Annotated in this window: 6 protein-coding genes; 4 read left to right on the plus strand and 2 right to left on the minus strand. The window is 63.0% G+C overall.

Translation table 11 applies throughout. The features are described from left to right. Positions 1-76: 76 nt before the first annotated feature. Together glcE and QZY44_RS15065 are read right to left on the minus strand one after the other, a co-directional pair. A complete protein-coding gene (glcE, locus tag QZY44_RS15060; protein ID WP_295447620.1) occupies positions 77-1,204 on the minus strand; it encodes a glycolate oxidase subunit GlcE in 1,128 nt (375 codons plus the stop codon). Positions 1,205-1,395: 191 nt separating this feature from the next. Beyond that, on the minus strand, positions 1,396-1,554 hold the full coding sequence (locus QZY44_RS15065) for a DUF3309 family protein (protein WP_295447623.1): 159 nt from the start codon (positions 1,552-1,554) through the stop codon (positions 1,396-1,398). Between the two features lie 690 nt (positions 1,555-2,244). Between QZY44_RS15065 and QZY44_RS15070 the strand changes: the two genes are divergently transcribed. The 4 genes from QZY44_RS15070 to QZY44_RS15085 all read left to right on the plus strand — a co-directional run bounded on the left by QZY44_RS15070 (position 2,245) and on the right by QZY44_RS15085 (position 9,278). Further along, positions 2,245-4,683, plus strand: coding sequence for an ATP-dependent Clp protease ATP-binding subunit (locus tag QZY44_RS15070; RefSeq protein WP_295447626.1), 2,439 nt, complete (start codon positions 2,245-2,247; stop codon positions 4,681-4,683). A gap of 431 nt (positions 4,684-5,114) precedes the next feature. Then, positions 5,115-5,435, plus strand: a complete 321-nt coding sequence (locus tag QZY44_RS15075) for an amidase domain-containing protein (protein ID WP_295447629.1) — start codon at positions 5,115-5,117, stop codon at positions 5,433-5,435. Positions 5,436-5,958: 523 nt separating this feature from the next. Then, on the plus strand, positions 5,959-7,806 hold the full coding sequence (locus QZY44_RS15080; protein WP_295447632.1) for a hypothetical protein: 1,848 nt from the start codon (positions 5,959-5,961) through the stop codon (positions 7,804-7,806). A gap of 254 nt (positions 7,807-8,060) precedes the next feature. Then, on the plus strand, positions 8,061-9,278 hold the full coding sequence (locus QZY44_RS15085; protein WP_295447635.1) for a thrombospondin type 3 repeat-containing protein: 1,218 nt from the start codon (positions 8,061-8,063) through the stop codon (positions 9,276-9,278). The last annotated feature ends 153 nt before the right edge of the window (positions 9,279-9,431 follow it).

A 9,431-nucleotide genomic window follows, 5' to 3' on the forward strand; every position in this document is an offset into this window, starting at 1 on the left:
AGGGCGTTGCCCTGGGCTGGAAATATCGCGCCCCTTTGGGGCTTAGGCGGGGAGCAAGATAAGGCGGAAAACCCAATTAGAAATCCTGGTACAACCGCCCGGGGTTCAGGATGCCCTGGGGGTCGAAGGCGTGCTTGAGGTGGCGGTGCAGCGCCATCAGCGGTGCCCCCAAGGGGTGCAATACCGCTCCCATGCGCTCACCACCGCGAAACAGGGTGGCGTGCCCGCCGGCCCGGGTCACGACGGCGCGGATGGCCGTGGGCTCGGCTGCGCTGCGCAGCCAGCGCTGGGCGCCAACCCACTCCAGGAGTTGCGGACCCGGCAGGTCCAGTGGCGCCGTGGCCTGGGGCAGCGCAATCCGCCACAGCGCCAGGTCGCCGCCGAAAAAGCCGTGTTGCTGCTCGCGGATCGACTCGGTCCAGAAGGCCGCGGCGTCCTCATCCGCCAGTGGCTCACCGCCGATCACCGACTGCGCCGCCCGCACCCCCTGCTCGGCCCCGGCCAGGCGGACCCACAGACGCCCACCGTCACCGGCGTCCGTCCAACAGGTGGCGGTGACGGGCAAGGGCCTCGCCGCCCAGCGGTTCATCCGCTCCAGTGCCGTCACCTGATCGCACGCCTGCATCAGGGTGCGCGAGAAGGGCGGGATCGGCAGGACTTTGAAGCTGATATCCAGCAGCACCCCCAGGGTGCCGAAGGCCCCGACCATGAGCCGGGAGCAGTCGTAGCCGGCCACGTTCTTCATCACCTCGCCGCCAAAGCGCAGGACCTCCGCCCGGCCGGTCAGCACGCGGGCGCCCAGCACCAAGTCACGGGCGGCCCCCGCGAATGGCCGGGCAGGACCGGAAAGACCACAGGCGATGGTGCCCCCCAGGGTCGCGCCCGGCCGGTCCTTGCTGCCGAGGCGCGGCGGCTCGAACGGGATCTGTTGGCCATGCTCGGCGAGCACGGAGTCGATGGCGTCCAGGGTGGTGCCGCAACGGGCGGTGATGACCAGTTCCTTGGGCTGGTAGTTGATGATCCCGCTATGGCCGGCCAGGTCCAGGGGCTCCGCCGAGTCCGTGACCGGCCGACCGAGGAGGGACTTGGTGCCCGCCCCGCGCAGCACCAGCGGTCGGCCCGCGGCAGCGGCGGCGCGCATCTGCTCGGTTAGCGCCGTCGTGAGGTCTTTGCTCGCTGCCTCGCCGCGGGTCTGGTCGTCCAACGTGGGTCTCCGGTGGTTTGCGGGTGTCTGGGGTCAGGTGCACTGAACGCGGTCTAGCCCTGAAGGGCGGGACATCAGGCGCTGTGCCGATATGTTACGCCTCTTCAGGGCTAGACTGACGAAACCATGCGATCACGAGGTGTTGCCCCGGACTGGTATGTCGCGTCCCTGCGAGGCTGCTGCCCCAGCCTTCATATCCGCCCGAGTAAAAGCAGGATGAGGAGGATTATCACAACCAGACCTAACCCGCCGCTGGGATAATAGCCCCAACTTTGGCTATGCGGCCAGGCCGGAAAGGCACCGATCAGCAGTAGAATCAGAACGACCAACAGGATGGTTCCAAGACTCATGGTCTTCTCCTTGGGGGTTGCGAGTGAACTCAGCTCGGCGGCATTGCCGCCGGGGTGTCGCGACGATCATGGCGCGGTTTCATGGTGACGTTAGTCCACCACCATGAAGCGCAGTTTAAGCGCAAGTCCCTGGCTGGCGTCGGTGCGTTGGCGAACACAGCGCCAGTGCCGATGTCCATCCGCCGTTTTCCCCGTTCGCCGCGGGCCGGATAGGCGTTTGACGCTTGGTGAGGAGGCAATAACACGCGGGATCAAGAATAGCTGCAAGGGATCGCCCGGCCCGGGTTGCAATCTATTGAGCGCGGTTTGTGGCAGCAAGATGTCTATCGCATTGATGAGCGGTGTGCTAATGCGCTCTCGCTATTTTGCCGCTTGCCGCGACAATAATACCTAAATGGTGAATTGTTGCCTCCACTCGATACCGGCGCTGTGCTCGGGATCAGCAGCAGCTACCGGCTGGGGCCGGCTAATCGGACCCTCATGGTCCGCGCTCCGCGCGGTCGTCGAACTGGGCTCCGGGTGGACGCGCTGGAGTCCCTGGAGCCGTTGGACCCTGGCCGCTTCCAGTCCCTGGCACCGGCGACGACGACACCGGCGGGTGGACGTGCGATGTTGTCCGTTGTATGAGGCGCCCCCATTAACCCTCGACCCTCCCGTGAGTAGCCGACCAACCTGAGGTAAGACCAGGCCGTGATCCAGAACTACACCCAACTCAGCACCAAGAAGGCGCTGCAGGCCCTGGAGATGGCGGTGGCCGAACTCGCCGGCCAGCGCCGCAACGTCCTCACGCCGGATTTCATCCTGGTCGCCCTGTTATCCCAGCCCGATGCCGAACCCCAGGCCATCCTGCACAACCTGCTGTCGCACCCCCACGAGGCGACCGAGCGCCTTAAGGGACGTGTGCGCCAGCAGTACGAGCGCACGGCCCCCGTCCAGACCAACCAGATCGTCGTCAGCCAGGAGGTGGCGGAGCTCTTTCGCATCGCCTACGAGGAGGGCAAGAGCCTCGGCGACAGCCTTATCTCCACCGGCACCCTGTTCATCGCACTGTTCGATCCGAAGACCGGCCACACCGCGGAGCTGCTGCGCGAGGAGGGCATCAACCGCGACCAGGTGCGCAAGGCGCTCCGGGAGATTCGCGGCGGTCGCACCATCAACGGCGAGGACGCGGAAACCGAACCCGATGTGCTGGAACGCTACACGCGCGACCTGACCGAGATGGCCCGCCGCGGCGAGCTGGACCCCGTGATCGGGCGCGAGGAGGAAATCGCCCAGGTGATCCAGACCCTGTCCAGGCGCAAGAAGAACAACCCGGCGCTGATCGGGGAGGCAGGGGTCGGCAAGACGGTGATCGTCGAGGGCCTGGCGGCCCGGATCGCCGGGGCGGACGTGCCCGACACCCTGCTCAACAAACGCCTGCTGGCCTTGGACATGGGTGAGATCATCGCCGGGGCCAAGATGCGCGGTGAGTTCGAGGAGCGGCTGAAGGCGGTGCGCGACGCCGTGATCGAGGCCAAGGGCAAGGTGATCCTGTTCATCGACGAGCTGCACACGGTGGTCGGCGCCGGTGGTGGGGCCGGCGGGATGGATGCCCCCAGCCTGCTGAAAACGGCCCTGGCGCAGGGGACGCTGCAAGTCATCGGCGCCGATACGCTCGAGGAGTACCACCGCTTCGTCGAAACGGACAAGGCCCTGGAGCGGCGCTTTCACCCCATCCAGGTGCGTGAGCCGTCGATCGAGGAGACCATCCGTATCCTGCGGGGGATCGCACCGCGCTACGAGGGCCACCACCACGTCCATTACGCGACGGACGCGCTGGATGCCGCGGCCCAGTTCGCCGAGCGCTATATCGCGGACCGCCGATTGCCGGACAAGGCGGTCGACCTGCTCGACGAGGCCGGCGCCCAGAAGCATCTGCGTCAGATCGCCATTCCCCAGGCGGTGAGGGACCTGGAGCGCGAACGCCAACGCCTGCTCGCCGAGAAGACCGACGCCTTCAACGGCCAGGCCTTCGAGCAGGTGGCGCAACGGCAGATGGAGATCCTGAAGCTCGAGGAGCGCCTGGCCGCGGCCCGTCAGGACTGGGAGACCGCCCGCGAACAGGAGAACCAGGATATCCACCACGAGGACATCGCCCGGGTCGTGTCCCGCTGGACCGGCATCCCGGTGTCGCGCATGGTGGAGACGGAGGCCGTCAAGCTCGCCCGCATGGAGGAGAACCTGCACCAGCGGATCGTCGGGCAGGAGGACGCCGTGCGCGCAGTCTCCGACGCCATCCGGCGCAACCGTGCCGGCATCACCGCAGCGCAACGCCCCATCGGCTCCTTCCTCTTCCTTGGCCCCACGGGGGTGGGCAAGACCGAATTGGCGCGGGCACTGGCCGCCTTCCTATTGGACGACGAGACGCGGATCGTGCGGCTCGACATGTCGGAGTACATGGAGCGCCACGAGGTCTCCAAGATGATCGGCGCGCCCCCGGGCTACATCGGCTATGGCGAGGGCGGCCAGCTCACCGAGCGGGTGCGGCGCAATCCCTATACGGTGGTCCTGCTCGACGAGGTGGAGAAGGCCCACCCGGACGTCTTCAACATGCTACTCCAGATCCTGGAGGATGGCCGCCTGACCGACGCCCAGGGTCGCACCGTCTCATTCCGTAACACCATCCTGATCGGGACCTCCAACCTCGGCACGGAGAGCCTGTCGCTGGACAAGCGCCCGATCGGCTTTGTCCAGTCCGTCACCCCCAGCTATACGGAGGCGCGGGACCTGGTGATGCACGAGGTGCGCAGATTCTTCAAGCCCGAGTTCCTCAATCGGCTGGACGATGTGATCGTCTTCCGCTACCTGGAGCCGGTAGACGTGCGCGCGATCGCCCAGCTCTTTGTCGATGAGCTGGTGGGACGCCTGGCCGGGCACCAGATCGAGGTCGTGGTCGACGACGCCGTACTCGACAAGCTCGCCGCCGACGGCTTCGATCCCATCTACGGCGCCCGGCCGCTGCGCCGCGAAGTGGAGCGCCAGTTGGAGAACCCGCTGGCTATGAAGATGGTCACTGGCGAGTGTCCTGACGGCAGCCAGGTGCATGTGCTTGTGCGGGATGGGCAGATCGCATTGGAGCCTGGAGTCTGAGGGGTGCTGGTGCGCACGGGGCGCGATGGACTGCCTGGTCCGGAGCGTCATCCAGCGGTTGAGAGGGAGCGGGTTTAACGCCGCCCGATTCGTTAAGATTCTTAACATGCCGGTGCCAGAGGGAACGAATCTTTCGCTGTCGCTTGACAGCTTTGCGTTCAAGGTCTAGCCTGCTTTTCAACTACCCCGAAGGTGGGGTTAGTTGAGCGACCGACAATGGCTTTGCGCGGGCCCTGGGTCGCTCCTGACAGCAGGCGAACGAGATAGGGTCGGTCCGGTTCGTCGAACTCAGACAGCTGTCCGATGCGAATTCCCTGAGGCTGCGGCAATATCGGCCCCGCCCGGAGCCGACTCGCGCGGGCTATGAATTTCGCTCGAACCGCTCGATCGTGCGACTGTGCTTAAAGGCTTCGATTAATTGGAGAATCGGAATGAAGTTAGTAAACAAGGTGGCTGCGATCGGAGCGGTATTTGCTCTTTCAAGCGCCGTAAGCGCTGATGTATTCAAGGCATACGATGGGTCATGGGCTGCCAAGTACGCCATCAAGAATTATCGCCAACCTTATGCGGCCGGCACCACGACAGGGAACCCGTTTCGCAACTTCTCTATTCTAGAAGGCGGCAACTGCACGAATTTCGTGAGCCAAGCCTTGATTGCGGGCTTCATAAAAAGCGATGTCATGAGAACTGTTTTTGATAACCGATATGAGTTCGACACGGATTTTGGCTGCGCCAACTGCAGCCTGGCTTGATATTATCGCAGCGACAGTCAACGGGGGCCGGCGTGGACTGGGGCAAACAAATTATATGAATACGCCAAGTCGAACAAACCTGAGTACCGCGGAGTTCATTTCCAGCTTATTACCTACGATACCGCAAGAGCCTTTATGGACTACAATAAGGTTCAGGTGGGGGATATAATATTTGCGGACTGGGGTATCGATGTCAACAAGGACGGAAAAATTGACACCATCGGCGACGGAGTCATGTCATTGATCATGCGATGATTGTAACCTCCTACGATTACTATACGCGCTTCGGGTATAACAAGATTGAAGTGACATATCAGTCTTACAATGACAGCCGGCGACTTGGCGCTATCAATGAAGAGCAGAATTATAAGGCGTTCTTTTATGTCTACAGGCCGTTGAACTACAATCCGAACGGCAAGTAGGGCGGCGGATCTGCTGCAATTGCGAGCCCTGAACCTAAATTTCCCATTTCTGAGTGCCATGGCGCCCCTTGCCGCTACCTTATTAGTCCGAGGAAAGTGAAATGAACCCAACGCTTGCGCCGCAGCACACGACGCCCCGCCGCCCCCGCGCGGTTCGATTCGCCCGTGCCGCCTGGTTGTTACTGGCGTACCTCGGCGGCAGCACGGCGCTCGCCGCAGTGCCGCAGGTGATCAACTACCAAGGTTATCTCGCCGACGCGGCGGGCAAGGCGGTTCAGGGCAATGTCACGGTGACGTTCAAGCTCTACGCGTCCGCGACTGCGACCACCCCGCTGTGGACCGGCACCTATCCGGTGACCGCCACCGCGGGCTTTCTCGAGCAGGACCTGGGACCGATCGCGCTCGACTTCGCCAGTCCGGTTTACATCGGTGTCACGGTCAACAACGACGCCGAGATGACTCCCCGACGTCTGTTGACCAGCGTTCCCTATGCTTATCGCGCGCTCAGCGCGGAGAACGACCGCGATACGCTCGGGTCTCTGAGTTGCGCCTCCGGTCAGATCGCCAAATGGAGCGGCACCGCCTGGCAATGTGGCGCGGACGCGGCCGGAACGTCCGGTATCAGCGGGGTGACGGCGGGCGCGGGACTGGCGGGCGGCGGCACGTCCGGCACGGTCGCGCTGTCCATCCCGAGCGGGGGGGTCACCACGGCAATGATTGCGGCCGACGCCGTTGACGGCACCAAGGTCGCCGACGGCACGATCGCCAGCGCCGACGTTGCATTCCCGTATGCTGCCAGCGCGACCAAGGGCGGCGATGCCGCGGGTCTGACCTGTACCGGCTGCGTTGCCGGCAACGAGATCGCCGGTGCGCAGGTGGTGAAATCGGTCAACGGTCTGACCGATGCAGTCACGGTACAAGGCGGCACCGGCATCACCATTAGCGCCGCGGCCAATGCGATCACCATCGCCGCGGCCGCGGCGCCCGCCCAGGCCGTCACCGTCGTCGATGCGAGCAACATCGGGAGCGTCACGGTCACACCGGGGAGCATGGTGCAACTGCGTGAGCGCATCAGCCTCGCGAGCGTATCCGGTTATACCCGGGCGCTGAACAAAGACAATCTACACATCCAGGGCGGTGGCTTTATTGGAACCGGTACCGAGCAGATCGACCTCGGCAGGTACGCGGTGATCGCCAACACCTATTTCGAAAATGTTCGAGTTTATTCCATTAATGCCACTTTTCAAGGATGCGAATTCGGCAACAACGTCATCTTCGACGGCGTCGATCCCACGTTTATTGCCGGCCGTTTTGGACCAGGTGCACTCTCGATATTTGGTGGTACCTTCATTGGCGGCGTTATGAACAGCGTTCAACTCGGCGTCAATTACAGTATTTCCACCATTTCGTCGATGAGCATCCTGAGTTCGAATGTCAAAGTCGAGCGCTTGCAGGACAGCGATGTCGGCGATACACAGTTGTCGGTTGGGCGTGCGCGTGGCAATCGCTTCCGCGACACCAAGGCGACCCTGTCTTCTGGCAGCGTTTTTTCTGAAAATTTCTGCACGAGATGCTCCGTGCAACTCCCTAATGCCGTTTTTGGGCAGGTGCTCGTCTCCGATAATCACTTCCAAGATTTGTTGGCGACTGAGGGCAGCATAATCTGGATTCAGGCGACCGATAATTGGTGGCGGAATTTCATTATTTCCGACAATACGTTTATCGTGCAGCCAGGAGATCAGTCTGCGATCCTGGTAACTGGTTCACCAACCGGCACTTACCAAACATTGAAGATATCCGGTAACAGTTTTATGAAAGGCAGTTATGCCATTATCTATGTTGGAAACTTCAAGACGATCGTAACCGACAACCTGGTTCGCGCCACACAATTGGGTGTCACAGATAATGGCATCTACAATTGGGTTCAGAATAACATCGTGCTGCCCTGATGGCATACGCGGCCCCTCACCCTGGACCTGATGATCACGCGGCGGGGTCGGTTTATCCGAGCGTCTCCGGATGCGTCGGCGAGCCGGGCTATGCTACCTAAGCCGGCCGCGGTCCGCGATGCGATGAATCCCTGCCGGCCGTGTGCCGCCGTCGTGAAATAACAAGAGCAAGTGCGATGAACACTGGTTGCCGTGCATTTTCCGCCTTGGTTTTGTGCCTCTTGGGGGCCGGGTCCGCGATCGGACAGGGAGTCATGGCCAATGCCCCCGCGCCCTTGCTCATGGGGCAAGCGAGCGCCGCGTATCAGCTGGGCCGCGATGCCCCGACCTCGGGGGCCGCTGTCGTGATATCGCCAAGCTATACGATGACGGGTTGGATCGGGCGCCCCGGCCACTACTCGGGCATGACCTCGGCGGCCTATGCGATGACCCAGCGCTGGGCTCCCGACACCGCGGTTCCGACGATCGTGATCGTCAGCCCCACCAGCGGCGTGGACTACAGCGCCCCCGGCACCCCGCTCAGCCTCAGCGGCACCGCCACGGACGACCGTGGCATAACGGCAGTGACCTGGACCAACGACCGCGGCGGAAGTGGTATCGCCAGCGGCACCACCAGTTGGAGCATCAGCGGGATCGCGCTGGTAAGCGGCATCAACCTCATCACCGTAAGTGCGCAGGATGCCGCGGGCAATGTCGGTACCGACACGCTCACCGTGACCTACGCGGGCGCGTCCGGCACGACACGCCAGATCGTTATGCCGTCGCCGACCGCCTTGACAGTCGTCAACGGAGCGTTGTTGGCCCTGCGCGTCGAGTACGACACCAGCGACCATCGCCAGGACTTGCTGGGACTCGGGCTGCGCCTGCATTGGGACTCGACGAAGCTACAGTTTGCGGGCATCAGCAATCGGCTAGCCAAGGATTTCTTCAGCCAGGACAGTCTGTGTCAGGCCGACACGACTGATTTGGACGGCGACCCCGCGACCGACTGTTACATCAATACGATGTGGTTGAGCTTCGTCGGGCAATGGCCGGGGGCCGCCCTGCCAACCCTGCTGTATCAGGCGGTCTTCGTCTCCAAGCTCCCCGTCGGTGCGAGTACCCAGGTCCGTTTTAGTTCCAGCTCCAGTGCGCTGGGTTATGATTTCGCCGCCACCCCGATCACCGTTTCCAACCCGACGCCGGTTGATCAGGACGGCGACCGATTGCCGGATGCGACCGACAACTGCCCACAGGCGTTCAATCCCGATCAGCGTGATACCGATGGCGATGGTCAGGGCGATGCCTGTGATGCCGACGACGACGGTGATGCAGTGCCGGATGGGGCCGACAACTGCCCATTGGTCGCCAATCCCAACCAGGTGGATGCGGACCACGACGGACTGGGTGATGTCTGTGATGCGACGCCATCCTTCTGCTGGGATTGCCTGCCCAGCCCGGGCGGTTGGCGCGCCACCCTGCCTGGTAGATGAGCGGTGCGGTCGCTGGGTGACTCCTGAGCGTGCACTGCGCTCGGATTATCCAGAACCAAGCGCATCGGCACCCGGGCCATCCAGCAGGTTCATCGGGAACGAGGATATCGAGTCGCCAGCGGCAACCCGTCGCGGCCGGGGGGCCGCTCCTAC

Origin of the sequence: uncultured Thiodictyon sp. (genome assembly GCA_903837595.1) — a bacterium.
Lineage (GTDB): Bacteria > Pseudomonadota > Gammaproteobacteria > Chromatiales > Chromatiaceae > Thiodictyon.

Excerpts from the sequence above, each read along its gene's own strand:
- QZY44_RS15080 (WP_295447632.1), top strand. The coding sequence starts at position 5,959 with ATGAACCCAACGCTTGCGCCGCAGCACACGACGCCCCGCCGCCCCCGC.
- QZY44_RS15065 (WP_295447623.1), bottom strand. The coding sequence starts at position 1,554 with ATGAGTCTTGGAACCATCCTGTTGGTCGTTCTGATTCTACTGCTGATC.
- QZY44_RS15085 (WP_295447635.1), top strand. The coding sequence starts at position 8,061 with ATGGCCAATGCCCCCGCGCCCTTGCTCATGGGGCAAGCGAGCGCCGCG.
- QZY44_RS15075 (WP_295447629.1), top strand. The coding sequence starts at position 5,115 with ATGAAGTTAGTAAACAAGGTGGCTGCGATCGGAGCGGTATTTGCTCTT.